This window comes from Sorangium sp. So ce327 (assembly GCF_051530205.1).
GTDB lineage: Bacteria > Myxococcota_A > Polyangia > Polyangiales > Polyangiaceae > Sorangium > Sorangium cellulosum_B.
Genome location: NZ_CP150330.1, coordinates 1236523 through 1263065 on the forward strand (window position 1 = coordinate 1236523; position 26543 = coordinate 1263065).

Annotated in this window: 21 protein-coding genes; 14 read left to right on the forward strand and 7 right to left on the reverse strand. The window is 70.5% G+C overall.

What is annotated here, in order from left to right:
• The first annotated feature begins 75 nt into the window (after positions 1–75).
• Positions 76–1428 (forward strand): hypothetical protein, encoded by a 1353-nt coding sequence (locus WME95_RS04560; protein ID WP_437549701.1) that lies wholly within the window; start codon positions 76–78, stop codon positions 1426–1428.
• A 65-nt stretch (positions 1429–1493) separates the two neighbouring features.
• Here the strand turns inward: WME95_RS04560 and WME95_RS04565 are convergent, their stop codons facing one another.
• Positions 1494–2072 carry an AAA family ATPase gene (locus WME95_RS04565; RefSeq protein ID WP_437907181.1) on the reverse strand — a complete coding sequence of 193 codons (579 nt, stop codon included), beginning with the start codon at positions 2070–2072 and terminating at the stop codon, positions 1494–1496.
• Positions 2069–2380 carry a hypothetical protein gene (locus WME95_RS04570; protein WP_437907182.1) on the reverse strand — a complete coding sequence of 104 codons (312 nt, stop codon included), beginning with the start codon at positions 2378–2380 and terminating at the stop codon, positions 2069–2071. The genes WME95_RS04565 and WME95_RS04570 overlap by 4 nt, the downstream gene beginning before the upstream one ends.
• Before the next feature lie 532 nt (positions 2381–2912).
• Between WME95_RS04570 and WME95_RS04575 the strand changes: the two genes are divergently transcribed.
• The gene (locus tag WME95_RS04575) at positions 2913–3221 is read left to right on the forward strand and encodes a hypothetical protein (protein ID WP_437907183.1); all 309 of its coding nucleotides are present in this window, start codon (positions 2913–2915) and stop codon (positions 3219–3221) included.
• A gap of 32 nt (positions 3222–3253) precedes the next feature.
• On the forward strand, positions 3254–7576 hold the full coding sequence (locus tag WME95_RS04580) for a tetratricopeptide repeat protein (RefSeq protein WP_437907184.1): 4323 nt from the start codon (positions 3254–3256) through the stop codon (positions 7574–7576).
• A gap of 120 nt (positions 7577–7696) precedes the next feature.
• Here the strand turns inward: WME95_RS04580 and tmk are convergent, their stop codons facing one another.
• Together tmk and panC are read right to left on the reverse strand one after the other, a co-directional pair.
• Entirely contained in the window at positions 7697–8395 is a 699-nt protein-coding gene (gene tmk, locus WME95_RS04585; RefSeq protein WP_437907185.1) for a dTMP kinase, read from the reverse strand.
• The gene (panC, locus tag WME95_RS04590; protein ID WP_437907186.1) at positions 8396–9286 is read right to left on the reverse strand and encodes a pantoate--beta-alanine ligase; all 891 of its coding nucleotides are present in this window, start codon (positions 9284–9286) and stop codon (positions 8396–8398) included.
• 100 nt (positions 9287–9386) lie between these two features.
• Between panC and ppk1 the strand changes: the two genes are divergently transcribed.
• Positions 9387–11693 (forward strand): polyphosphate kinase 1, encoded by a 2307-nt coding sequence (ppk1, locus tag WME95_RS04595; RefSeq protein ID WP_437907187.1) that lies wholly within the window; start codon positions 9387–9389, stop codon positions 11691–11693.
• 77 nt (positions 11694–11770) lie between these two features.
• Here the strand turns inward: ppk1 and WME95_RS04600 are convergent, their stop codons facing one another.
• A complete protein-coding gene (locus WME95_RS04600) occupies positions 11771–12535 on the reverse strand; it encodes a hypothetical protein (RefSeq protein WP_437907188.1) in 765 nt (254 codons plus the stop codon).
• 1220 nt (positions 12536–13755) lie between these two features.
• On the opposite strand from WME95_RS04600, the gene WME95_RS04605 reads away from it, so the two are divergent.
• The 10 genes from WME95_RS04605 (at position 13756) to rpsS (ending at position 20880) form a co-directional block, all read left to right on the forward strand.
• On the forward strand, positions 13756–13890 hold the full coding sequence (locus WME95_RS04605; protein WP_437907189.1) for a hypothetical protein: 135 nt from the start codon (positions 13756–13758) through the stop codon (positions 13888–13890).
• 61 nt (positions 13891–13951) lie between these two features.
• A complete protein-coding gene (gene rpsL, locus WME95_RS04610) occupies positions 13952–14350 on the forward strand; it encodes a 30S ribosomal protein S12 (RefSeq protein WP_012233473.1) in 399 nt (132 codons plus the stop codon).
• Between the two features lie 36 nt (positions 14351–14386).
• Positions 14387–14857 carry a 30S ribosomal protein S7 gene (rpsG, locus tag WME95_RS04615; RefSeq protein ID WP_012233474.1) on the forward strand — a complete coding sequence of 157 codons (471 nt, stop codon included), beginning with the start codon at positions 14387–14389 and terminating at the stop codon, positions 14855–14857.
• Between the two features lie 305 nt (positions 14858–15162).
• Positions 15163–17277, forward strand: coding sequence for an elongation factor G (fusA, locus tag WME95_RS04620; protein ID WP_437907190.1), 2115 nt, complete (start codon positions 15163–15165; stop codon positions 17275–17277).
• A gap of 9 nt (positions 17278–17286) precedes the next feature.
• The gene (gene tuf / locus WME95_RS04625) at positions 17287–18477 is read left to right on the forward strand and encodes an elongation factor Tu (protein ID WP_012233037.1); all 1191 of its coding nucleotides are present in this window, start codon (positions 17287–17289) and stop codon (positions 18475–18477) included.
• Positions 18478–18487: 10 nt separating this feature from the next.
• Positions 18488–18799, forward strand: coding sequence for a 30S ribosomal protein S10 (gene rpsJ, locus WME95_RS04630; protein WP_272100105.1), 312 nt, complete (start codon positions 18488–18490; stop codon positions 18797–18799).
• A gap of 13 nt (positions 18800–18812) precedes the next feature.
• The gene (gene rplD / locus WME95_RS04635) at positions 18813–19436 is read left to right on the forward strand and encodes a 50S ribosomal protein L4 (RefSeq protein WP_012233477.1); all 624 of its coding nucleotides are present in this window, start codon (positions 18813–18815) and stop codon (positions 19434–19436) included.
• A 15-nt stretch (positions 19437–19451) separates the two neighbouring features.
• Positions 19452–19748: a 50S ribosomal protein L23 gene (locus WME95_RS04640; RefSeq protein WP_012233478.1), complete on the forward strand. Its 297-nt coding sequence runs from the start codon at positions 19452–19454 to the stop codon at positions 19746–19748.
• 2 nt (positions 19749–19750) lie between these two features.
• A complete protein-coding gene (gene rplB / locus WME95_RS04645; RefSeq protein ID WP_437279857.1) occupies positions 19751–20581 on the forward strand; it encodes a 50S ribosomal protein L2 in 831 nt (276 codons plus the stop codon).
• A gap of 2 nt (positions 20582–20583) precedes the next feature.
• Entirely contained in the window at positions 20584–20880 is a 297-nt protein-coding gene (rpsS, locus tag WME95_RS04650; RefSeq protein ID WP_437297915.1) for a 30S ribosomal protein S19, read from the forward strand.
• Between the two features lie 118 nt (positions 20881–20998).
• Here rpsS and WME95_RS04655 read toward each other — a convergent pair whose 3' ends face one another.
• Both WME95_RS04655 and WME95_RS04660 read right to left on the reverse strand, forming a co-directional pair.
• The gene (locus tag WME95_RS04655) at positions 20999–22045 is read right to left on the reverse strand and encodes a tetratricopeptide repeat protein (protein WP_437907191.1); all 1047 of its coding nucleotides are present in this window, start codon (positions 22043–22045) and stop codon (positions 20999–21001) included.
• Between the two features lie 5 nt (positions 22046–22050).
• Complete coding sequence (locus WME95_RS04660; protein ID WP_437907192.1) at positions 22051–26286, reverse strand: protein kinase domain-containing protein; 4236 nt, start codon at positions 26284–26286, stop codon at positions 22051–22053.
• Positions 26287–26543 lie beyond the last annotated feature (257 nt).

Consider the following 26543-nt stretch of genomic DNA (forward strand, 5'->3'; position numbering starts at 1 on the left):
GGCGGGGGCGGCGCAGGCGGGGACGGCGCGCCGTGCCGGATCGACTGCTCGCTCGTTCCGACCTCGCAATGTGTCATGGCCGTCTGCAACGAGGCGACGCGTGATTGCGAGCTCGTCCCCAGCGCGGGCGGGGAGCCCTGTGACGACAGGGACGCCTGCACGGTCGGCGAGGTGTGCGAGGAGGGTGTCTGTCAGGGCGGGGCCCCGGAGGACTGCGGCCTCGCGCCGGACGCCTGTCACGTGGTCACGTGCGTCGACGCGGGCGGCGCGCCTCGCTGCGGGGTGGAGCCGAGGGCGAACGGGGTCCCGTGCGCGACGGAAGACCGCTGTCTCCTCGACGCGGCGTGCCTGGACGGCGCCTGCGTCGGGACGCCGCGGGACTGCTTCTTCTTCCACATACCGGACTCCTGTCATGTTGGTGCGTGCGACCCGGCCACCGGTGCGTGCGAGGCGGTTCCGGGGAACGAGGGGGCGCCGTGCGCGGACTCCGGCGATCTCTGCATGGTCGGCAAGACCTGCCAGAGCGGCCGTTGCGAGGGGGGCGTCCCGAAGGACTGCAGCGCGCTGAGCGTCGGGTGCAACGATGGCGCCTGTGATCCGGGCTCTGGCAATTGCTATGCTGAGCCGATCGGACCGGGCGGCGCCTGCCTCTCTGGGACCGACGAGTGCAATCGTGGCGTCTGTGACGAGAGCGGCGCCTGTATTTCCATCCCCACCCCGGGGGAGTCGTGCCTCTCGCAGGCGGTCGGTTGCACGCGCGGCGTCTGCAGCGAGGCCGGGGTGTGCACGGCGCGCCCGGTTCCCGACGGCGGGGTCTGCGTCGACAGCGACTCGTGCACCGTGGGGGAGTCCTGCCTGGCTGGCGTCTGTCAGGGCGGCGCCTCCGCGGCGGCGCCGGTGGTCTATTTCCGGGATACGTTCGAGAGCGACGGGGCCGGGTGGGAGCTCGGTCCGACCTGGCAGATCGGCGCGGCGAAGGCCTCAACCGGGCAGACCTACGGGCACGCCGATCCGGCGCTCGATCACACGGCGACGTCGGACAACGGGGTGGCCGGCGTGGTCATCGGAGGGAACGCGCCCCTCGGGGTCCACCCGTACTTCTACCTGACGAGCCCGGTCGTCAACGCCGATGTCGCGGGCGGCGTGTACCTGACGTTCTGGCGCCTCCTGAACAGCGATGAGACGCCTCACATGACGAACCGTGTCGAGGTCTATGACGGCGTCCGCTGGAAGGTGCTCTTCGAGTCGGGGGCGTACCCGGGTGTCCGCGACTCGGCCTGGACGAAGGTCGTCCATGATCTGACGCCCTACAAGAACGCCGGCCTGCGCGTCCGCTTCGGCTACGAGATCGGGCGGGAAGCCTTCGTCGATACCGTGTCGAGCTGGAACGTCGACGATGTGGAGATCGCGAACGCGGCTTGCCCGTAGAGCGATGTGAGCCGGCGGCGGGCGCCGTGCGGCTCAGGCGATCGGTGGCCGTGACTGGCAGCGGCTCACCGCAGGCGCTCGGGAATCCAGTCCGGCAGCGCTCCGGGAGCTGCCACGAACCGGCCGCGGACGACGCTTCCGACGAGACGCGGGGCCGCACCCCGAGCGGAATTATCGTAAAGCTCGATATGATCGAAGATCTCGAGGGCGAAGACGAGGTTGGCCATGCTGCGCTCGTAGATGTCGCGGAGCTCCTCCTCGGGCGCAGCGTGCCCGCCCGCGAGGCCCCGGATGCGCACGCGGTGGACACACTCGTCGGCTCGACCTGCCGTGACGAAGATCATGATCGTGGAGAAGCCGGCGTCCTGCGCCCGTTGAGCCTGATCGAGCGCGATGCGCGTACGGAGCGTGGTCTCGACGGCGAAGCTCGCCCGCCGAGCGATGTGGTCTTCGACGAATGCCTCGCATTCCTTCTGGGCTCGCAGCCTGACAGCCCTCGGGATGGAGCGGAACGAGCCGCCGTTGAGGGCAGCGGCGCGAACGTCGACGTTGAAGCCATCCCCGCCGAGCGCCTCCACCGGGAAATGGAGGCTCTTGCCGCTTCCCGGCGGGCCGGCGACGACGATCATGCGAGGCCGGGTCACGTCTCGACGCTGCTCTTCGACGAGGGGACCATGTCGAGCGGCAGCTCATCCGTCTGCGCGTTCCAGTGTTCATCGATGAGGCCCAAGGCACGGAGACGCTGCTTTTCCTCGTCCAGCACGCCTGTGCTGCGGGCGCGTATCCGCTCTCGCCAGGTACTCCAGGATGCATCGTCGGAGCCGGCGCCGACGAGCGAGACGTCTGGCGATGGCCGGGAGTCCCGCAGCTGGGTCGCGAGGTCGAGCAGCTGGCGTTGCTCCTCGGCGCTGAGTGTACGGACGATCTGCACGAGCTGTTCGAGGATGGTCATCGTTCGTCTGCCCCTGCCTCGTCGGCATCGTACCACTTGATCGGCCGCCGGGCTGTGAAGCGAGGGCGGTCCAGGTTGGGAGGCCGAGGACTGCTTCGCGACCTCGGCCGCGGAGGTCGCCCCAGCTGGTCCAAGCTCGCCGGGCAGCGCGGCGATGGTCCGGGTTTCGGGGCACGAGGGGCGTGCTCATGCGCGGCGCGCGACAGGCAGCCGAAGATGCAGGGCATCGGGCTCACGCACGAGGTCCCCACCCCTCGCGCGGCAGGGATCCACCCTCGGTGCGGGGACGCCGGGGTTGGGCGGGTCGGCATGGAATGATGGCCCGGCCATCGTTCCATGCTCGCCGGCCGAGCATCGAGGTCGGCGCGGCCATCTCCGGCGATGGCCGCGCCAGCGTTGAACGGTGGGCTTGCGGAGCCGTGGCCTCGCCGCACCGGTTCAGGTGAGCAGCCGCTCAGCGACGTCGGCCCGCCTCCGCGAGGATCAAGAAAGTCATGGATCGCCAGAGATGCACAGGGCTACGATCGTGGCCATGACCAGCCACCACGATGAGGGCTCGAAGACGCCCGGAACTCCTGAAGAACAGGGCGAGCCTCACCTCGCAGACCCGGGCAACCTCGCCGACGCGGCGCAGTGGCTCGTCGGCGCGGTGGTGAGCGGTGTGATCGGCAATGCGACTTACGACCTCATCAAGGCGCTGGTGGATCGCCATAGCCGGCGGAAGCTCATGGCCAAGGTGCGGGAGATCCTGCCCGGCAAGGCCGCCGCCATGAAGCTGGAGCCCAGGCAGATCGAGGAGCGCGTCGAGCAGGCCCTGAACAAGGCAGAAGAAGAGGAGTAGCTCGGAGCTGGGTCTCGGAGGGGAGGGGAGGCATGCGAATCGACGAGCCGCTCAACGCGCACGAAGCCTTTCTCGAGGTGCGCGCCTCGGGCGAAATGGCGTCCGGCTCTACCGAGCAGCCGCGCTTCTCCGTCGCACTCGGCGATGATCTCGGCCAGGACGCCGGTGGAGCCTGCATCCTGGACCTCGGCCGCAAGCTGCGCACCGGAGAGACGTGGGCCGGGTTCCTCGAAGCGTACCTCGCATGCGACGTGAGGCATGACACGCTCGCCGCGTTCGGGCGTGACCTGCTCGGATGGCTCGTCCGCACGTCGGGTCTCGCGGACGCCTGGGCCGGCATCCGGGGGAGCGCGGGGCGGCAGCCGATCCTGCTCCACGTCGAGCTGGGCGACGGAACCGAGCCGTTCGCGCGCCTTCCGCTCGAGCTCCTCCATGACGAAGAGGGGTTCATCTTTGCGCGTCCCGGCGCCGGCCTGCTGCGCAGCCTCCGGAAGACCTCCGCGCGACCCTTCGAGTTCGCTCCGGCACCGCGCGTCCTGCTCGCTTGGGCTTGTCCTGTGGCTCCGGGGCTTCACGCGTTCGACCCACAGCCGCACGTCGATGCGCTCAAGGCGGCACTGGGGGAGGACGGCGTGACAGAGCTGCCGCGCGCGAGCGTCGAGGCGATCGAGGCGGCGCTCCGGGGCGCGCACGGGAGGAACTGTCCTTTCGACTACCTGCACCTCGTGGCCCACGGCTACCGCGACGATCTCACCGGCGGGGTCTGCCTCCACGGCCCGAGCGGCGCCTTGTGTTTCGTACCCGCGGATCGGCTGGCCAGCGCGCTGCGCGGCGTGGGGCTTCGCTTCGCGTTTCTCTGCTCGTGCCAGAGCGCAGTCACGGGCGAGCAGCCGGGCGATGCGTTCGGCGGGGTCGCTCAGCGACTCCTCGCCGACACGGGCGGCGACCTCCCCATGGTCGTAGCGACCCAGGCCAACCTGCCCGTCCGCGACAGTGCGACCTTGGCGGAGCGCTTCTATCGCCACCTCGGCGCCCGAGGTCGTCCAGCCGAGGCTCTCGCCCTGGCGCGTTACGAGGCTGCGAAGGGCGGTCGTCACTGGAGCGTGCCCATCCTGCTCGCCCGACCTCGGCTGCGCGGGTCGGGCAGCGCAGCCGACGCACGCGACGCCGCACCGGTGCCGTCGCGGTATTCGCTCTACCAGGCGCGAAGCGCGCTGGAGGAGGAGGGCCTGCTCGCGCTCAAGGAGCAGCGCCTCGTGTCCGTGGTTGGCCTGCCGGGAATCGGCAAGACGGAACTCGGGCGCGAACTCGCGCGGCGTGCGCTATCCGAGCGGCTCGTGGCGCGCGTGATCTACACCGAGGCGCACCTCGGCCTTGGCGTGGCGGGACTTCGTCTGCGCCTGGGGGCGACGCTCGGTCTGAAGGAAGCCCCCGTCGACGACCTCGCCGTGGCCGCCGCCTTGCGCGGGGACAGGCGGTCAGTGCTCGTCGTGGTGGACAACGTCGAGGACCTGATGCGTGACGACGCATCCCACGCGGCCTTCCGTGCCCAGCTCGACATCTTGCTGGAGCATGCGCCCAGCCTGCGTGTGCTGCTGACTACGCGCTGGCGCGTGGCGGGCACGCGCCAGCCGGAGCGCAGCGTACACGTGCCACCGATGTCGCGCGAGCAGACCGAGCGGTTGCTCGTCGCCGAGCTCACGGCGCACGGCGCGATGCAGGCGCGCTGGCCAGGTACCGCTGAATGGGCGCGGCTCCTGGAGGTCATCGACGGGCACCCGCGGTCGCTGCGGCTCATCGCGCGGCAGTTCACGGTGCGTGGGAAGGAGCTGGCGCACATCGTCAAGCGGCTGAACGAGCTGCGGGAGAGCGCGGTGGCCGAGCCGGATCTGCTCGGTAGGAAGCAGGCGTTCGATGCGCTCGAGGAGGCGCAGAGGGAGCGGCTGCGGAGTCTCATCGCGACCATGGACCTGTCGTTCGAGGCGCTCAAGGCGCAGCACCCGGAGGCCGTCGAGGCGTTCGTGGCGCTGTCGTTTTTTCCGGGCGGGCTGCCCTACCGCGTGGCCTACGAGGTGGCCGGAGGCGATGCGTCGCTCTCGCTCGAGCATCTGCTCCGCCTCAACCTGATCGAGTGGCACGACGAGCGGACGTTCTACCCCGTGCCGATCCACTGGTATGCGGAGCGCAGGCGGAAGGAACGACAGGTCGACGAAGCACCGATCTACAGGGCGGCGCTGGCCGCGTTCGCCGAGTTCGTGGAGGAGCGCCACGGCCGCATCGCCTCGGGAGAGGTCGACTGCGTGTGGCAGGTGGTCGCCGAGGAGGGGACGCTGCGAGAGCTCGCGCGCTGGGCGAGAGCGCATGGAGAACCCGGGCTGGACCGCTCCGCGATGGCGCGCATCGCTGCCGGAGCAGACGGTGCGCTCGGGTTTGCCACTCGCAACGAGATCCGTGATGACCTGCTGCGCGCGGGGCTAGAGTGCGCGCGGGCGCACCAGGATCGAGCCGGTGAGGCGAACTGCCTTCAGAGCCTTGGGGACCTGTTGAGGCGGGTGGATGATCTTGAGGGAGCGCGGAAAGCGTACGACGGCGCGCTGCCCATCTACCGAGAGATACGGGAGAGGCTCGGTGAGGCGAACTGCCTGAGGAGCCTTGGGGACCTGTTGATGCGGGTGGATGATCTTGAGGGAGCGCGGAAAGCGTACGACGGCGCGCTGCCCATCTACCGCGAGATACGGGCGAGGCTCGGTGAGGCGAACTGCCTGAGGAGCCTTGGGGACCTGTTGATGCGGGTGGATGATCTTGAGGGAGCGCGGAAAGCGTACGACGGCGCGCTGCCCATCTACCGCGAGATACGGGCGAGGCTCGGTGAGGCGAACTGCCTGAAGAGCCTTGGGGACCTGTTGAAGCGGGTGGATGATCTTGAGGGAGCGCGGAAAGCGTACGACGGCGCGCTACCCATCTACCGAGAGATACGGGAGAGGCTCGGTGAGGCGAACTGCCTGAAGAGCCTTGGGGACCTGTTGATGCGGGTGGATGATCTTGAGGGAGCGCGGAAAGCGTACGACGGCGCGCTGCCCATCTACCGAGAGATACGGGCGAGGCTCGGTGAGGCGAACTGCCTGAAGAGCCTTGGGGACCTGTTGATGCGGGTGGATGATCTTGAGGGAGCGCGGAAAGCGTACGACGGCGCGCTGCCCATCTACCGAGAGATACGGGAGAGGCTCGGTGAGGCGAACTGCCTGAGGAGCCTTGGGGACCTGTTGATGCGGGTGGATGATCTTGAGGGAGCGCGGAAAGCGTACGACGGCGCGCTGCCCATCTACCGAGAGATACGGGAGAGGCTCGGTGAGGCGAATTGCCTTCAGAGCCTTGGGGACCTGTTGATGCGGGTGGATGATCTTGAGGGAGCGCGGAAAGCGTACGACGGCGCGCTGCCCATCTACCGAGAGATACGGGCGAGGCTCGGTGAGGCGAACTGCCTGAAGAGCCTTGGGGACCTGTTGATGCGGGTGGATGATCTTGAGGGAGCGCGGAAAGCGTACGACGGCGCGCTGCCCATCTACCGAGAGATACGGGCGAGGCTCGGTGAGGCGAACTGCCTGAAGAGCCTTGGGGACCTGTTGATGCGGGTGGATGATCTTGAGGGAGCGCGGAAGGCGTACGACGGCGCGCTGCCCATCTACCGAGAGATACGGGCGAGGCTCGGTGAGGCGAACTGCCTGAAGAGCCTTGGGGACCTGTTGATGCGGGTGGATGATCTTGAGGGAGCGCGGAAAGCGTACGACGGCGCGCTGCCCATCTACCGAGAGATACGGGCGAGGCTCGGTGAGGCGAACTGCCTTCAGAGCCTTGGGCTTCTTGACCTCGTTTCCGGTGCGCCATCGCTGGCCTTTCAGCGCTTCCTCGAGGTACTCCGGGCGTTTCAGAACCACACACACCAGCTCGGGCAGCAGTCAGCGCATGGCTACCTTGCGCGTGCTGCTGCAATGGCTGGAGCGCTCGATCAGGCCTTGCTGCTGGCCGAGGCCTCGCTGGCGCTGGGGCGCCGCATTCAGGATCGCTTCGGACAAAGGATTACCCTCTCGTTCCAGATGGCACTCTTCCAGCAGCTGAATGACGTCTCCGGACTTCTCGCGACCACCATTCTCCTGCGCGACCTTCATACGATCCTGGGCGAGCAGGCCGAGGCCCAGCAGTGCTCGGCGTTCCTGGAAGAGGTTCAGAAGGCATGCCCGCAAGAGTTCTGGGTCTCGGTTCTGCAAGACCCAGAGTCCGTCAGGAAACACTCCATCGCCGCTGCACGCGATCGGTTCACCGGCGTAGGTCGCGGCATGTACGACCCACCTGGATGAGCTGAGCGGAGTGCGAGCTCATGGCCATCAAGGCGCCGCTCGCTCGGCTCGGACGCGCAAAGCGCCGGCTCGGACAGCGCTTGCCGGATAGGAAGGAAGGATCGCCTCCCGCCCTCTGGCTCACCGCTCCACGACGGCCGAGAGCGCCGCCGTGATCGCCCGGGAGACCTCGTCGACCGCGCCATCCCCGTCGATATGGATGACCCTGTCCCCCGGGACGAGCTCCTCCGCCCGGCGGTATGCCTCCGCGAGCCGCGCCTGCAGCTCGGTCTTCTCGAACAGCTCCTCCGCCCCCCCGCGGCCGCGGCGGCGCTTCTCGGCGATCTCGGGCGCCACGTCGATCACCACCGTGACGTCGGGCCTCAGGGCGTGGCGGTTGAGCTCACGGATCCATTCGACGATCGCCCCGGAGCCCGCCCCGTCCTCGCCCGCCGTCGTGGACTGGTAGGCCAGGCTCGACAGGTCGTAGCGATCCGAGATCACGACGTACCCGTCGCGGAGGAGCGGCTCGATCTCGGCGCCGAGGTGATCGAGGCGATCGGCCGAGAAGAGGAGCGCCATGATCTCCGCCTGGCGGGCGCCGGGAAGCGAGATCCGGTGGGTCAGGACCTGCCGGAGCAGCGCGCCCACCGGCCCGGCGGTCGGCTCTCGGGTGACGTGGACCATGCGCCGCGCCGCCCTGAGGTGCGCCGCGTAGCGCTCGGCCTGCGTGCTCGTGCCGGCGCCGTCGATGCCCTCGAACACCACGAAGACGCCACGGCCGGCCTCCCCCGCCGGGCGCGACGCGGGGCTCTCTTGCTCGCCTCTCGTCTTCGGCATCTAGCTCGCCTCCTCGCTCGACTCCGCGACGGGCGGCACGTCCTCACCGAGCACGACGTTGTCGATGAGCCGCGTCGTCCCGACGCGGACGGCGACCGCCAGCAGCGCCCGATCGCCGATCGCCGCGGAGCCGCTCCAGATCGCCAGGGACTCGGGATCGGCGAGGTCCACGTAATCGACGCTCGTCGCGGCGGCCGCGAGGCGCGCGCGCGCGGGCTCGAGGAGCGCCGCGGCGCGCCGCTCGCCGCGGGCGAAGGCGCGGCACGCGCCGGCGAGGGCGAGCGGGATGGCGCGCGCCGCGCTCCGCTGCTCGGGAGAGAGGTAGGCGTTCCGCGACGACATCGCGAGGCCGTCCGGCTCGCGCACCGTCGTGGCCCCGACGATCTCGACGGGCAGGAACAGGTCGGCGACGAGCCGCCGGATGACCTGGAGCTGCTGGTAGTCCTTCCGGCCGAAGACGGCGACGCACGGGCCAGCGAGCGAGAGCAGCTTCGTCACCACGGTGGCGACGCCCTCGAAGTGCACGGGCCGATGGACGCCGCAGAGCGGGCCCGCGGTCGCGCCGACGCGCACGCGCGTCTCCTCGCCGGGCGGGTACATCGCCGCGACGTCCGGCGCGAACACGCCGTCGGCGCCGGCCTCCGCGCAGGCGGCGAGGTCTCGCTCGAGCGTCCGCGGGTAGCGCGCCAGGTCTTCCCCCGCGCCGAACTGGGTCGGGTTGACGAAGAGGGTCACGGCCACGAAGTCCGACCTCCGCCGCGCCTCCGTGATCAAGGCGAGGTGGCCTGCGTGGAGCGCGCCCATCGTCGGGACGAGGCCGACGCGGCTCCCTCCCGCACGAGCCCGGTCGCACGCCACCCTGAGGTCGCCAGGATGTCGCCAAAACTCCATAGTTGAACCCTATCAGACGTACGGCAAAATCGGAGCTTCGATCATGGTTGACCCGCCGTCCACCCCAGATAGCGCCCTCGCTCCCGACTCAGAAGACGACGTGGATTCAGCTCGGGTCGCCGGGCCTGCGCCGCGCCCGAGCGGCCCCTCCAGCGCGCGGTCCGGGGGGAGCTCCGCTCCGTCCAGCGGCCCGGTGTCGATATCGGCCGCCCCGGGGGCGATCCCGATCGAGGGGGACCCGGCGCACTACCTGAACCGCGAGCTCTCGTGGCTCGAGTTCAACGCGCGGGTGCTGGCGGAGGCCAGGTCGCACGAGGTGCCGCTGTTCGAGCGCCTCAAGTTCCTGAGCATCTTCTTCTCCAACCTCGACGAGTTCTTCATGGTGCGCGTCGCCGGCCTCCAGGCGCAGACGCAGCGCACGATCGCCGAGGTCCCGCCGGACGGGCTCACGCCCCACGAGCAGCTCGTGGCGATCAGCGCGCGGGTCCACGCGCTCGTCGATGACGCCTACCAGCTGTGGCACTCGGATCTGATCCCGGCGCTCCAGCGCGCCGGCATCGTGATCGTCCGGCCCGATGAGCTCGACGCGACCGAGCTCGGCGCGCTCGACGAGCGGTTCCGCACGGACATCTTCCCGATCCTCACGCCGATCGCGATCGACCCGGGGCACCCGTTCCCGCACCTGCGCAACAAGATGATCAACCTCGGGATCATGTTCTCCCGGGAGCATGAAGCGCAGGAGCCCGGCTTCGCGGTCATCCAGGTGCCGCCGGGGCTGAGCCGGCTGATGCGGGTCCGCGTCGAGGGCGCGACGCGCGCGTTCGTCCTGCTCGAGGACGTGATCGCCCGGCACGTGAAGGATTTCTTCCCCTCGGGCAGGCTGCGCGGCACGTACCCCTTCCGCGTCACCCGGAACTGGGACCTCGAGATCGACGAGGAGGAAGGCGAGGATCTGCTCGAGACGATCCAGGCCGAGCTCCGCCGGCGCGATCGCGGCAACGCCGTGCGCCTGGAGATCGGCTTCGGCGAGGGCGCCGGCACCTCGGTCCAGCGGCTCTGCCGCGCGCTCAAGGTCGACGCGTCGCACGCCGTCTACCGGGTGCCTGGGCCGCTCCACATCGCCGACCTCATGGGCATCGTCGCGGACGACGAGCGCCGCGAGTACCGGGACGAGCCGTTCGCGCCGCAGGTCCCGCCGCTCTTCCGGGACGTCGAGGACGTCTTCGCCGTCATCCGGGAGCAGGACGTGCTCCTGCACCACCCCTACGAGTCGTTCGATCCGGTCGCGGAGTTCGTCTCCCGCGCCGCCGACGACCCGAACGTGCTCGCGATCAAGCAGACGCTCTACCGGACCGGCGGCGACTCGCCGATCCTCAAAGCGCTCGCGCGCGCGGCCGAGAGCGGCAAGCAGGTGACGGCGATCGTCGAGCTGAAGGCGCGGTTCGACGAGGCGAGCAACATCCAGTGGGCGAGGACGCTCGAGCAGAGCGGCGTGCAGGTGATCTACGGCCTGCTCGGGCTGAAGACGCACGCGAAGGCGCTGCTCGTGGTGCGGCGCGAGAAGGACAAGCTGCGCCGCTACGTGCACCTGTCGACGGGCAACTACAACCCGCAGACCGCGCGGCTCTACACCGACATCGGCCTGTTCACGGCGAACCGGGAGATCGGCGAGGACATGACGTCGCTCTTCAACCTGCTGACCGGCTACAGCGCGCCGCCCAAGTGGAACCGCCTCCTCGTGGCGCCGCTCGGCCTGCACGAGGCGGTGCTGGGCCTCATCGCGCGCGAGGAGGCCCACGCGCGGGCCGGGCGCAAGGCGGAGATCGTGGCGCAGATGAACGCGCTCGTGGACGTCGACGTCATCGACGCGCTCTACTCGGCGTCGCAGGCCGGGGTCGACATCAAGCTCGCCGTGCGCGGCATCTGCTGCCTCCGGCCGGGGATCCCGGGCCTGTCGGAGCGGATCCAGGTGCGCGCGATCATCGATCGTTTCCTCGAGCACAAGCGCCTGTTCCGGTTCGCGAACGGCGGCAGCGAGGAGATCTACATGTCGAGCGCCGACTGGATGCCGCGCAACTTCCATCGCCGCGTCGAGCTGATGATCCCGATCATCGAGCCCGCCACCCGCGCGCGCGTCGAGGACATGCTGAACACCGTGATGTCCGACACGGCGAAGACCTGGGAGCTCGCGAGCGACGGCAGCTACCACAAGCTCCAGCAGCCCGCCGGCGCCCCCCAGCTGCGGTCGCAGCACCGCTTCATCGAGCTCGCGCGCGAGCGGGTGAAGCTCGGCGATCCGCTGGCGCGCGGCGGCGGGCGCTTCCACATCCTCCGCATGCCCGCGGCCACGGACGACGGCGGGCCGCGCCACCGCAAGGGCGCCAAGAAGAAGAAGGGTCTGCCCTGAGCGACGACGCGCAGGAGCGGTAGAGGCCCCCCGCGACCCCGCGCGCGGGGAGGGGAGGATCGGGCGAGGGGAGCCCTTCAGAACTGCGTCTGCAGCGCGGCGGAGCCGGGGCCGAGCGAGAGCGTGGTCTGGGCCGACGCCTTGGGCGTCGCGTCGCTGACCGGCACCTTCTTCCCACCCATGACCCAGAGCGGGATGCCCACGGCGATCATGATGCCGCCCGCCACGGAGACGAGCGCGCCGGCGAGCTGGCGGCGCCCGTCGGAGCGCGTCTCGCAGATGCCCGTGAAGCCACCGAAATCGCAGTAGATCTCGTATCGGTTGCTCGCCGACGCGAGCAGGCCCGTCCCGGTGAAGAACGCGATCGTGCCGCCGGCGGTGAGCGCGATGCCGCCCAGCATGAGGCCCGGGCTCTTCCGGCGCAGGGGAACCGGGGGCGGAGCAGGCGGGATCTCCGCCGGGGCCACCGGGTAGCCCGGCGGGAGCGGAGGGTAGGCGCCGCCGTACGGAGCGTAGCCGCCCGGGGGACCAGGCGGCGGATAGCCCGGCGAGGCCCCTGGCGGAGCCCGCGGGGCCTCCTGCGGCGGCGCCGGGTAGGGGACCGCCGGGTACGGCGGCGCGGAGGCAGCGGGCGGCGCGGAGGCAGCGGGCGGCGCGGAGGCAGCGGGCAGCGCAGAGGCAGCCGGCGGCGCGGGTTGCGGCGCCGGCTGCGCGCCCGCCGTCGCCGCGGCGAGGAGGCCGGACAGCGCGACGCCGAGCGGCAGGGCGAGCGCCCGCGCGCGGGAGCGCGGCGAGCGGCCCGGCGTTCGAGCGGCGTCGGGCGAAGCATTCAAGCGAAGCATCTCGGGCGTCCTTTCATCACGGCGGTTGCGATCACTCGTGTGGAAGCTCGGCGGGCTTTTGCGCGGGCTCCGGCGGAGGCGCCGCCTCCGCTGTCGGCGCCCCCGCTGCCGGCGTCGCCCCTGCTGCCGGCGTCGCCCCCGCTGTCGGTGTCGTCACGGGCGGGGCGGCGGCCGGCTTCGGTGCGCTGGTGCGCTTCTTCGGCGGGGCGGCTGCGGCTGCTCCTGTGGCTGCTCCTGATGGAGAAGCGCTGGCAGCTGTCCCCTTTGGTGAGGCGCCGGCTGCAGCACCCTGCGGGGTTGCAGCGCGCGCCGTCTCCGCTGCGGGCGGTTCGGCGGTGACGATCGTCGGCGGCGACGAGTCGACCGGAGGTGGAGCCGGCAGCTCGTCGGTCGCCGTCGGCGCGGCGGGGGACGCGGTGGACGGCTCCGCGGCGTGGGTCTTTGCCGGAGCCGTTCTCGCGGGCTCCGGCGCGGCGCGCTCTGGGGCGCGGGGGGACTGCGCGGCGAACACGATCACCGCGGCGAGCGCCACGAGGCCCAGGAACACCAGGAGCGCGCGATCTCGCTTTGGCTTCGTCTGTGCGCTTCCGCCGCGCGCTCGCGCGGGCTGCGCCTCGACTCCGCCTCTCCGATGGGATCGATCGCCGGCGCCGCGCGCCCGCGCAGGCTCCGCGCTGCTCGGCGCAGCGGCGCCGCGTGTGCGCGCGCCGCGCGGGTCGTCGCCGCTTCGGCTCGCCGTCGGATCGACGCGCGCTACCGAGGGGCCTCGCGCTGTCGCGCTGCCGCCCTGATCGCCGCGCGACGAGGGCCCCGTGTCCACCTCGGACGCCGGCCTCGACGCAGCGCTGCTCTGCGGCGCCTTGCGCCGGCTTTCTTTACGCTGGGCGCGTGAAAGCTTCTTCGCCACGCAGCGACCGTACCGAACAGCAGGCGGGCCGCCAAGGGCCCGCGGCGCGTGCCGGCGTCCGACTCGTGCGGCGCGCGCAGGCTCCCGCGCGTCCCGGGAGCCGCGGTCGCACGCCGAGCGCCCCGTCGAACGAGACGCGCACGGACGGCCCCCGCCGCGCGCCGCGCCCACGAGCCCTTCGCGCGGGGCCGGGACGCGCAGAACACAGCCTCCGCAGGCGCGGCGGGACCGACGCGCCCGACACGAACGATGCCGCGCCTCGGCCAGCGCAACGGACGAGACCGACGAGACCGACGCGACCGACGCCAGCGACGTGAACAACGCCAGCGACGTGAACGGCGCCAGCGACGTGAACGGCGCGACCGACGCGGCGGGCGCGACGCACGGGATCGACGCGAACGAACGGCACGCCGGCGTATCCAACACGAACGGGTGTCGTCCCGCTTGACATGGGTCGCCTCCTGGGTATCCTGCGCGTCCCCATCCCTCAGGTGGAAATCCGCGTCACTATGCCGACCATCAGCCAGCTCATCCGCCAAGGCCGCGAGGCCGCTCGTTACAAGACGGCCTCTCCTGCGCTCAAGTCCTGCCCGCAGCGGCGAGGCGTGTGCGTACGTGTTTACACCACGACGCCGAAGAAGCCCAACTCTGCGCTCCGCAAGGTCTGCCGCGTCAGGTTGAGCAACCAGATGGAAGTGACGAGCTACATCCCGGGCGAAGGCCACAACCTGCAGGAGCACTCGGTCGTCCTCATCCGTGGCGGCCGTGTCAAGGACCTGCCGGGCGTGCGCTACCACGTCGTCCGCGGCACGCTCGACGCGTCCGGCGCTGCCGGGCCTAGCTCCACCAACAAAGCGACCCGCAACCGCAAGCGCTCGAAGTACGGCGTGAAGCGCCCGAAGGCGTGACGGCCTGACCGCGCGAAAGCCAGCAGAGGAACGAAGATGCCCCGTCGTCGCGAAGTCCCGAAGCGGAAGATCATTCCGGACCCGAAGTACAAGGACAAGCTCGTCGCCAAGTTCACGAACTCCCTGATGCAGTCGGGCAAGAAGGCGACTGCCGAGGGGATCCTCTACGGCGCGTTCGACATCGTGCGCGACCGGTTCAAGGAGGAGCCGATCGACGTCTTCCGCAAGGCGCTCGACAACGTGAAGCCGAAGCTCGAGGTGAAGAGCCGGCGCGTCGGCGGCGCGACCTACCAGGTCCCCGTCGAGGTTCGCCCCGAGCGTCGCGTCGCGCTGGCGATGCGTTGGCTCGTGACCTACTCGCGCGGCCGCGGCGAGAAGACGATGCGCGAGCGGCTCGCCGCCGAGCTCGTCGACGCGGCGCAGAACCGTGGCAACGCGGTCAAGAAGCGCGACGACACGCACAAGATGGCGGAGGCCAACAAGGCGTTCGCCCACTATCGCTGGTAGGTCAGCGAGGCCAGCGCAGATCCCGGATCTGCGCTGGTTCGTCATTTCAGGTCCCATCCCCAGGCGAGGAGACGCGTAGAGCGAGATGGCACGGCTGACATAAGGATCGGGTTACAGAGCCGGTCCTCTCGAGGGAGCGCGACAGCGCTCGCCCTCGCGGGACCTAGAAAAGCTGCTGCTGTACCCCGACACCCTCTCCAGGTTCAAGTGCTTGCCACAACAGAGGCGGGCCGGGCTGGAGAGGGTGTTTTGCATCCTGAGTCCGGAAACCTCACCCCACGCATCACACGACGGAGAAGGATAAAGTGGCACGCGAGTACAGCCTGGAACGGACGCGCAACATCGGGATCATGGCCCACATCGATGCGGGCAAGACCACGGTCACCGAGCGCATCCTTTATTACTCGGGTGTCAACTACAAGATCGGCGAGGTCCACGAGGGCGCAGCCACGATGGACTGGATGGTCCAGGAGCAGGAGCGCGGCATCACCATCACGTCCGCCGCGACGAACTGCTTCTGGGCGCCGGAACAGGGCCCCGAGAAGGGCGTCTCTCACCGGATCAACATCATCGACACGCCCGGTCACGTCGACTTCACCATCGAGGTCGAGCGGAGCCTCCGCGTGCTCGACGGCGCGGTGGCGGTGTTCGACGGCGGCAACGGCGTCGAGCCGCAGAGCGAGACGGTGTGGCGGCAGGCGGACAAGTACGGCGTCCCGCGCATCGCGTTCATCAACAAGATGGACAAGATCGGCGCCGACTTCGACATGTGCGTCGACTCCATCCGCGAGCGCCTCGGCGCGAACCCGGTGGCGATCCACTACCCGCTCGGCGCGGAGGACTCGTTCCGCGGCGTGATCGACCTCGTGACCCTCCGGGCCGCCGTGTTCGACGAGGAGACGAAGGGCCAGCGCTACGACTGGCAGGAGATCCCGGCCGACCTCCTGCCGCGGTGCAAGGAGCTCCGCGAGAAGCTCATCGAGGCGTGCGCCGACGCGAGCGACAAGGTGATGGAGAAGTTCATCGCCGGTGAGATCGACCAGATCGCCGAGCAGGAGATCCACGCGGCCATCCGCGCGGGCACCCTCGGCTTCAAGATGGTCCCGGTCCTGTGCGGCTCTGCGTTCAAGAACAAGGGGGTCCAGCTCCTGCTCGACAGCGTCGTGAACTACCTGCCGTCGCCGGTCGACATCCCGGCCGTCGAGGGGACGCTGCCCGACAAGAAGGAGAAGGTCGTCTCGCGCAAGGCGAGCGACGAAGAGCCGTTCGCGGCGCTGGCGTTCAAGGTCATGAACGACCAGTTCGGCAACCTCACCTTCTTCCGTGTCTACTCCGGTACGACGAAGAGCGGCGTCAGCGTGCTCAACTCGACGCGCGGCAAGCGGGAGCGCTTCGGGCGCATCCTCCGCATGCACGCGAACAAGCGCGAGGAGATCGACGTCTGCTACGCGGGCAACATCTACGCTGCCGTGGGGCTGCGCGACACCCGCACCGGGGACACTCTCTGCGAGGAGAAGAACCCGATCGTGCTGGAGCGGATGGAGTTCCCCGACCCCGTGATCTCGATCGCCATCGAGCCGAAGACCAAGGCCGATCTCGACAAGCTCGGGCTCAGCCTGCAGAAGCTCGCCTACGAGGACCCCTCGTTCCGCACGTTCACGAACGAGGACACGGGCCAGACGATCATCGCCGGGATGGGCGAGCTCCACCTCGAGATCATCGTCGACCGCCTGAAGCGCGAGTTCAAGGTCGACGCCAACGTCGGCAAGCCCGAGGTCGCCTACAAGGAGACCATCTCGAAGAAGGCGACCGACGTGGAGGGGCGCTTCGTCCGGCAGTCGGGCGGACACGGCCAGTTCGGTCACGTGAGGATCGACATCGAGCCGGCCGAGCGCGGCGCGGGCTTCGTGTTCGAGAACGACATCGTCGGCGGCATCATCCCGAAGGAGTTCATCCCCTCGATCGAGAAGGGCATCCGGGACGCGATGGGCCGCGGCGTGCTCGCCGGCTACCCCGTCGTCGACATCAAGGTGCGGCTCCACTTCGGCAGCTACCACGAGGTCGACTCCTCCGGGCCCGCGTTCGAGGTCGCCGCGTCGATGGCCTTCCAGGACGGCGCCAAGAGGGCGGGGCTCGTGCTCCTCGAGCCGATGATGGCCGTCGAGGTCGTGTCGCCCGAGAACTACCTCGGGGACGTCATCGGAGATCTCAACTCGCGGCGCGGCCGCATCCTCGATATGGGGCAGCGCGCGAACACCCGGGTGATCCGCGCGGAGGTCCCGCTCGCCACCATGTTCGGTTACGCGACCGACGTCCGTTCCAAGACGCAGGGCCGCGCGACCCATTCGATGCAGTTTTCTCATTACGCACCGGTTCCAGCAGCGATCCAGGAAGAGATCGTCGCCAAGCAGCGAGGTTAAAGAGACGCCATGGCCAAGGAGAAATTCACTCGTACGAAGCCGCACGTGAACGTGGGCACCATCGGTCACATCGACCACGGCAAGACCACGCTCACCGCGGCGCTCGTCAAGGTGCAGTCGAAGCGCAACCTGGCGAAGGCGATCTCGTACGCCGACATCGCGAAGGGCGGGACGGTCCGTGACGAGACCAAGACGGTGACCATCGCGGCGGCGCACGTCGAGTACGAGTCGGCGAACCGCCACTACGCGCACGTCGACTGCCCCGGGCACGCCGACTACATCAAGAACATGATCACCGGCGCGGCGCAGATGGACGGGGCGATCCTCGTCGTGTCGTCGCTCGACAGCGTGATGCCGCAGACGCGCGAGCACGTGCTGCTCGCCCGGCAGGTCGGCCTGAACCACATCGTCGTGTTCCTCAACAAGTGCGACGCGGTGGACGACCCGGAGATGCTCGACCTTGTCGAGATGGAGGTCCGCGAGCTCCTGTCGAAGTACAAGTTCGACGGGGACAACGCGCCGGTGGTCCGCGGCGCGTCGCTGCCCGCGCTCCAGGGCGACCCGAAGTGGGAGGAGACGATCCAGCAGCTCCTCAGCGCGCTCGACAGCTACATCCCCGAGCCGGTGCGCGACATCGACAAGCCGTTCCTGATGGCGATCGAGGACGTGTTCTCGATCAAGGGCCGCGGCACGGTGGCCACGGGCCGCATCGAGCGCGGCGTGATCAAGGTCGGCGACGAGGTGCAGATCATCGGCTTCAAGGACACGAAGAAGTCGGTCGTGACCGGCGTCGAGATGTTCCGCAAGCTGCTCGATCAGGGGCAGGCGGGCGACAACGTCGGGTGTCTGCTCCGCGGCGTGGAGAAGGAAGAGATCGAGCGCGGCCAGGTGCTTGCGAAGCCCGGGTCGATCACGCCGCACACGAAGTTCACCGGTGAGGTGTACGTCCTCAAGAAGGAGGAGGGCGGGCGCCACACGCCGTTCTTCACCAACTACCGGCCGCAGTTCTACATCCGGACGACGGACGTGACCGGCACGGTGAACCTCCCCGAGGGGGTGAAGATGGTGATGCCGGGCGACAACATCACGATGACGATCGAGCTCATCGCCCCGGTCGCGCTGGAGGAGCAGATGCGCTTCGCCATCCGCGAGGGCGGCAAGACGGTGGGCGCCGGCGTCGTCACCAAGATCCTCGCGTAGGAAGAGCACCATGCCTGATACAACCAAGATCCGGATTCGCCTCAAGGCCTTCGACCACCAGCTGCTCGACAAGTCGACGAGCGATATCGTCGAGACGGCGAAGCGGACCGGGGCGCACGTCGCGGGGCCCATCCCGCTGCCCACCGAGATCCGCCGTTACACGGTCCTGCGGGGGCCCCACGTCGACAAGAAGTCGCGCGAGCAGTTCGAGATCCGGACGCACAAGCGGCTTCTCGACATCATCGAGCCGACGCAGCAAACCCTCGACGCGCTGATGAAGCTCGACCTTTCGGCCGGCGTCGACGTCGAGATCAAGAGCTAGGAGTCCAGGTACCATGAAGGTTACCGTTTACAACCTCAAGCGGGAGCAGGTCGGCGAACTCGACCTCTCGGACGAGGTCTTCGGGACCGAGGTGAAGGAGCACCTCTTCTACGAGGTCGTGAAGGCGCAGCTCGCGTCCCGCCGCTCGGGCACCAAGGCCACCAAGGAGCGGAGCGCGGTCGCCGGCTCCACGAAGAAGCTCTATCGCCAGAAGGGCACCGGCCGCGCTCGCCAGGGCTCGATCCGCGCGCCGCACCACGCGGGCGGCGGCATGGCGCACGCCCTGGAGCCGAAGGACTGGTCCTACCGTCCCCCGCGCAAGGTGCGGATCGGCGCCCTGAAGAGCGCGCTCTCGCTCTTCGCGAAGGAGGGCCGGCTCATCGTGCTCGACAGCCTCGAGGTCTCCGAGATCAAGACCAAGGCGATCGCTGCCACGCTGACGACGCTGCAGGCGGATCGGAAGTCGCTGGTCGTCGACACGGCCGGCAACGACAAGCTGGTGAAGAGCCTCCGCAACCTGGAGAACCACCAGTACCTGCCGCCGGAAGGGGTCAACGTCTACGACCTCCTCAGGCACGACCACCTCATCGTCTCGAGGGACGCCGCCAAGGCGCTCGAGGCGCGTTGCCTTCGCTAGTCAGGGGAGTCCGACATGCAGCCCGAGCAGATCATCCGCCGGCCAATCATCCTCACGGAGAAGTCGAGCCGGCTCCGCGACCAAGGCAACAAGGTCATCTTTGAGGTCCGCCGCGAGGCGAACAAGATCCAGATCAAGGACGCCATCCAGACGCTCTTCAAGGTGGGCGTGGTGGACGTCAACACGCTGATCATGCGCGGCAAGGACAAGCGCATGGGGCGCGGCTACGCGAAGCTGCGTAATTGGAAGAAGGCGATCGTCACCCTCAAGGAGGGTGACGAGATCCAGTTCTTCGACGAGAAGGCGGAATAGCGATGGGAATCAGATCCTTCAAGCCGACCTCGCCGGCGCGGCGTTACTACTCGGTCAGCGACTTCAAGGAGATCACGAAGGTCGAGCCCGAGCGGTCGCTGCTGGAGCAGCAGACGTCCACCGGCGGCCGGAACAACAACGGCCGGATCACGTCGCGGTTCCGCGGCGGTGGTCACAAGCAGCGCTACCGGATCATCGATTTCCGGCGCGACAAGATCGGCGTCCCGGCGAAGGTCGCCGCGATCGAGTACGACCCGAACCGGACGGCGCGCATCGCGCTCCTGCACTACGTGGACGGCGAGAAGCGCTATATCCTGGCGCCCGACGGCCTCGCGGTGGGGGCGACGCTGCTCGCGAGCCGGAACGCGGACATCAAGCCTGGCAACAGCCTGACGCTCCGCTTCATCCCGCCCGGCACCTCGATCCACAACGTCGAGGTCAAGAAGGGCAAGGGCGGTCAGCTCGTGCGCTCGGCCGGCGTGGCTGCGCAGCTCATGGCGAAGGACGGCGACTATGCGCAGGTCCGCCTCCCGAGCGGTGAGATCCGCAAGGTGCACCTCGATTGCCGCGCCACGATCGGGCAGGTGTCGAACTCCGAGCACGCGAACATCAGCCTCGGCAAGGCGGGGCGTTCGCGCTGGCTCGGGCGCCGGCCGCACAACCGCGGTGTCACGATGAACCCCGTCGATCATCCGATGGGCGGTGGTGAGGGCCGGACGAGCGGCGGGCGCCATCCGTGCTCGCCGTGGGGTCAGCTCTCGAAGGGCCTCAAGACGCGGAACAACAAGCGCACCGACGGGATGATCGTTCGGCGGCGCGGGACCAAGGGTTAGTCATGCCGAGGAGCATCAAGAAAGGGCCCTTCATTGACGGTCACCTGCTGGAGAAGATCCAGGCGGCCCAGGCGACCAATGCCAAGAAGGTGATCAAGACGTGGTCGCGCCGCTCGACGATCCTGCCCGAGTCGGTCGGCCTGACCTTCGCCGTGCACAACGGGAGGAAGTTCGTTCCCGTGTTCGTGACGGAGAACATGGTCGGCCACAAGCTGGGTGAGTTCGCCCCGACGCGCACGTTCCACGGCCACTCCGGGGACAAGAAGTCGAAGGTCACCAAGGGCCCGGGCGGTCGCTGATCGCTCCGCGTCGACCGCGAGCGCATCCGACATGAAGCGGGCAGGGTCGCAGCAGCGACCCTGCCCGTTCCTTTTCGCGCAGCTACGACCTGAGCGCCGCCAGCACTGGCGTCGGCGCCTAGAAGGTGCCGCGTAGCCCGGCGAAATCAGGGCCGACGAGCAGCTGCGTCGAGGCCGTGGCGCTCTGCGAGCCGCCAGCGCCGCCCCCGGTGAAGCTCAGGATGAGCAGGGTCGTGCCCGTGACGAGCCCGAGCGCGCCGACCACGACGCCGATGTTCGCGACCGTCTTCTGGGTCTTGCCGGCGTCGACGTCGTCCTGGCGATCGGCGGGGCAGGGGCCCCTGCAGGTCTCGGTGAGATCGCTGTAGGTGCTGTTCGCCATCAGCCCGGCGACGGTGAACATCGCGAGCCCCGCGACACCCACGCCGCCAGCGGCGTAGGCATAAGGCCGCAGGTACGCGCGCGGCGAGGGCGCTTCCGAGAAGGGCGGGCTCGGGCCCTCGTCGAGGAGCGCCGGAGAGCCGGAGCCGGCCTCGGTCGGGCCGCTCGGCTCGGCGTCGAGCGCGACGGTCTTCGCTTCGCCCGCCGAGAGATCGACGGTCTGCGGCGTCGAGGTGAGCTTGGTGCGCAGGACGATCTCGGTCTTGCCGGGCTTGACCGGGAACGGCTTGCCCCAGCGCTCGCGCGGGACGTCCTTGCCGGCCACCGCGAGCGAGGTCGCCGCGTCCGGGTGCGCGACCGTGACCGTGACGAGGGCGATCTTGCGCGCGAGGTCGTCGCGCTCCAGCTGCGCGGTCTGCTCCGTCTGGGCATAGCGCGGCTCGTCCTTCGCCCGCGACGCGGCCTCCGCCGCGACCTGATCGAACTCGAGGTACGCCTCGACGTGATCGCCCAGATCCGCGAGGCAGCGCGCGATGTAGAGGCGGGAGTTCGGGCTCGGCACGGTGGCGTACGAGGCCCGGAACTGCTCCAGCGCAAGCGCGTAGCGCTTGCTCTCGTAGAGGGCGGCGCCCTTCTTGAAGTGGTTCTGCGCCTTCTCCACCGCGTCCGGCGCGGGCGTCGCCGCGGCGCCGTCCGCGCCGGCTGCGGGCCCGGGGAGCGTGCACAAGCACAGGCAAGATGCCGCACCGAAGAGCAGCGCACGGAGCCAGGGTCGAGATCGCACGGTGTTCAGATACCCGATGGGTTGTACTTCTTCTTGGGGGTGGGTTTGCCGGTCGTTGCCGGCTTGGGCGCAGGCTTCGCCGGCGTGGACGTCGTCCGGGGGCGCGGGGTCGACGGGGGGGGCGACGCCTGCGGCGCGGCGATGGGCTGCGCCGTCGCTGCCGCGGCCGCCTTGGCCGTCTGGGAAGGCGCCGGCTCCGCCGCGGGAGGCGTCGGCGAGGGCGCTGGCGCCGCCTCGGGAGGCGTCGCCGACGCCTCGGGAGCGGGCGGCGACGCCGGCTCCGCCACCTGAGGCGCCGCCGGCGAAACGGGCGCAGCCGGGACGACCTCCGCCGCAGCCGAGGTGGTGTCGGCCGCCGCGGCCGCGGGCAACGCATCGACGCGCGCCTTGCCGATCTCCGGACGCGAGCGCTCGTCGCCGCCGCGCACGACCAGCGCGACGGCCCCGAGCGCCACGCAGAACATCGCCGCGCCAGCCACGATCAGCTGGAGCCGCTTGCGCCGCTCCGCGGTCTCGAACGATCGGTCGACCGCCGTGACCTCGCCGACGTCGTTGGCGAGGCTCCGCGAGCCGCGCCTCGCGAGGCGTTCGCTGAGCGCCGCGGCCCGGGACGCGGGCGGATCCGCCGGCGCGAGCACCTTCGTGGCGGGCACGCCGGCCGCCGGGAGGATCCGCTTGGCGGACGGGCCGAGCGGCTTGCCCTCGCGGGCGGCGGGCCGCGGGCTCACCGGCTCGGCCGGCTCGCCGGGCGCGACGTCGGCCTGCAGGGCGGGCGCGATGATGAGCCGCGGCGGCACGCCGGCAGGCTGCGCCGGCACGGCGATCTCTTCGAACGAGATCGGCTCCAGGCTGACCGGCGGCTCCTCGTCCTTCTCCGCGGTCGGTGACGCGGCCCCTCCGCTGGACGCCGGGACGGCGCCGGCCGGCGCCGCTGCCGCAGGGGGAGACCCCGCCGCGGCGGCGGGAGCGCCCTCGCGTGAGCCCGCGCCGACGTCGGCCAGCGCAGCGTGGCCCTCCAGCGAGGCCCCGGGCCGGCGCTCCGAGTTCACGGCCGCGCCTGCGTCGACGGCCGCGATCGCGTCGCGGAGCTCCTGCGCGCGCTTCGACTGGATCTCGCCGATCGCCTGCCGCACGAAGGCCGCCACGTCCTCGTCGGTCGTGGGCTCGCCGAGCGTCGACGCGACCTGATCGATGGCCCGCTGCATCTCCGCGCACGTCGAGAAGCGGCTCTCGGGGTCCTTCTCGAGCGCCTTGAGGATGATCCTGTCGAGCTCGGGGTGGATCGCTCCGTTCAGCTCGCGCGGGGGGAGCGGGTTCTTGATGGTGATGTTCTCGATGGTCGCGAGCTCGGTCTCGGCGCGGAAGGGGTGCAGCCCCGTCGTGAGCACGTACAGCAGCGCGCCGAGCGAGAAGATGTCGCTCCGGCGATCGATGGGGAGCCCGCCGAGCTGCTCCGGCGAGAGGTACGGCGTCTTCCCCTTGACGATGCCGCCAGCGCGCGTGACGTGCAGGCGCCCCTTCGACTTCGCCACGCCGAAGTCGACGATCTTCACGAACCCGGCGGTCGAGATGAGCACGTTCGCCGGCGAGATGTCCCGGTGGACGAGGTCGAGCAGCACGCCGCTGTCGTCGCGCAGCTCGTGCGCGTTGTGGAGCCCCGCGCAGATCTGCGAGGCGATGCGGAGCACGATCCGCTGCGGGATGCCCCCGAGCCGCTTCGCGGCCTTCTGCAGCGTGCCGGCCGTCTCGCCGTCGACCCACTCCATCACGATGTAGAGGACGTCGTCCTCCTCGCCGAGGTCGAGGATCTCGACCACGTTGGGGTGCCGGATCCGCGCCGCGACCCGCGCCTCGTCGAGGAACATCGACTCGAAGTCGGGGTCGTCGGAGACGTCGGGAAGCATCGTCTTGATGGCGACGATCTTCCTGAAGCCGCGGGTGCCCTGGAGGCGCGCGGCCCAGACGGCCGCCATGCCGCCCTTGGCGACCGGCATGAGGATCTCGTAGCGGCCGAGGGTGCTCCCCGGGCCCAGCTGGTCCACGGCCGACGCCGCGCGACCCCAGAGCTTGTTCGGGCCCTGCATCCCGGTCGGCGTGGCGACCGTCCTGCTGGAGGTCGATGCCGGACCGTTGCCGCGCGCGCCCTCCTGCGTCGCAGCCACCGCAGGCGCACCGCCCGGAGGCGCGGCCGCCGCCGGCGGGGGCGGCGGGGTCTTCGCTGCGACAGGGATGGCAGGCGCGGTGGCCGACGCGGGCGCGACGGGGGGCAGCGGCTGAGAGGGCTCAGCCGACGCGGCCGGCGCGGGTGCAGCGGGCGGGAGGGGCGCCGACGGTGTCACCGGCGCGCGGCTCGTGGCCGTCGCCAGCGGCGGCGCGGGCGTGGCGGCCGCGCGTGGCGCCGGCGTCACGGCGGGCACCACGGGCGTGCGGCGCGTCGCAGCGGCCGGCGGCGCCGGGGGCGGCACAGGTACCCGAGGCGTCGGAGGGCTCGGCGCGAACGCTGGCACGACGGCGGCAGGCGCTGCAGCGGCGACCTTGCCATGCGCCTCGGGCTGCGCCGGCGACGCCGCGCGAGCCGGCGGCGGCGGGCGAGGTGGCCTCGGGGACGGCCCTCCCAGGGCTGGCGTCGGCGGCTTCGGCGCCGTCCCTTCGGCCGGCGTCGGCGTCGCCCGCGCCGCCCCGACGGGGTCGCCCAGATCGCCCGGGCGCGGCGCGGCCGGCCGCGCGGGCGGCTGCTCCTTCGCCGTGGCCGCCCCCGTCGCTGCGGCGCGCTCGGTGCTCGCCCCGGCGGCGGCGCGGTCCTCCGTCCCCTGGCCCGACGGCTCGATCCGCGGAAGGGTCTGTGCGGGGCGCCGCGGCCCGGGCAGGTCGCGGGCGGGGACCTCGTCCACCGAGCCCCACCCGGTGTCGACGCTGGCGTGCGCAGCATCGGTGCCCGCAGGTCCCGCGCCGTTCGACGCGCCTGCGCCGGCCGCTGGCTTGGCCGCCAGGCCGTTCTTCGGCGCGGCGGCGTCCTTCGTCGCCGTCGCGCCGCTCGTCGGGCGCACCTGGCTCGCGGCGATCGCGCCGCCCGCGGCCACCGGCGGCGCGCCAGGCGTCGCGCCGCGCGCGCGCGGCGACGGCGCGGTGATCGCCTGACGCGGGCTGTCGCCGCGGGGGGAGAGCGCGCCGTCGGCCGCGGGGATCGCCACGCCCACCAGCGTCATCCCCCGCGCGCGCGGCGGCGGCCGCGGCTCGTCCGCGCCAGCGGGGCTCGCCATGGCCGCCGCGATCATCGTCCTGCGCGGCTCGATCGTCTTGCCGGCCAGCCTGCTCACCGCCGCGGCCACGTCCTCGTCCCCGGCGATCCGCCCTGCTCCCGCGGCCTCCAGCGCCGCGAGCATCGCCGAGGCGCTCTCGAAGCGGCGCGCCGGATCGCGCTCGAGCGCCGCCTGGACGACATCGACGACCTCGGCCGGGACGGCGCCCCCGGCGAGCCCCGCGAGCTGGGGGATCGGCGCCGACTGCACCTTCTGGATGACCGCGGCCTCCAGCTTCGACGAGAACAGCCGCTGCCGCGCGAGCAGCTCCCAGAGGACCACGCCGACCGAGAAGAGATCCGCGCGCGGATCGAGCGGGGCTTCCGCGTGCGCTGCCATCGCCTTGACCCGCTCGGGCGCGGCATAGGCCAGCCGATCGGGGTTCCTCGTCCCCATGGGCGCGAGCCCGGCGATGGCCCGCGCGACGCCGAGCCCGCCGACCCGGGTGACGCCGTCGATGCCGACGGAGACGTGGGTCGGGTTCAGCTCGCCGTGAACGAGCGGCGCCGGCTGCGCCGCGTGCGCGGACGCGAGCGCGCGCAGCACGTCGATCGCGATCCGGAGGGACACCGGCGGCGGCAGCCCCTCGGCGCCGGCCAAAGGCACCAGCGCGCCCAGCGGCTCGCCCTCCACGTACTCCGAGACGATGAAGACCTCGCCGTCGGCGACGCGGGCGTCGAGCACCGAGAGCACGTTGGGGAAGCGGACCTGCTGCGCCATCCCGGCTTCGCGGAGGATGCTGTCGGCGGTCTCGGCCCTCTTCGTGAGGTGCCGGTAGATGCGGAGGATCGTGACAGGCAGCGCGCTCTTCGCCTCGCCCTCGTCGGAGGACGCCCGCGCGAGCCACGTGGAGCCGATGCCACCGCCGGAGAGCTCTCTCAGCAGCTCATAGTTGCCGAGTCGCGAAGCAGAGCCCGCACCGGGCGGCCTGTCGAGAGCCATGGGATTCGCATGCTAACAGGACGTCAGAAGCTGGATCCAGCGTTCACGGCCGACGACTCGGCGAGTTTGGGCGTGTCCGGAGCGCCCTGTCAGGTGGGCCTCGCATGGGATCCAAGCGGGCGCTGGACGGTCGGGCCAGCGCCGCGCGTGCGGCGAAATGCCACGCGCTCGCGAGACCTCGCCCGCGTGTGGGCGCTGCGCGCGCGGCCGGGCACACGTCCGCGACGAGCCGCAGGCCGCGCGGCGAGGGCGCTCCG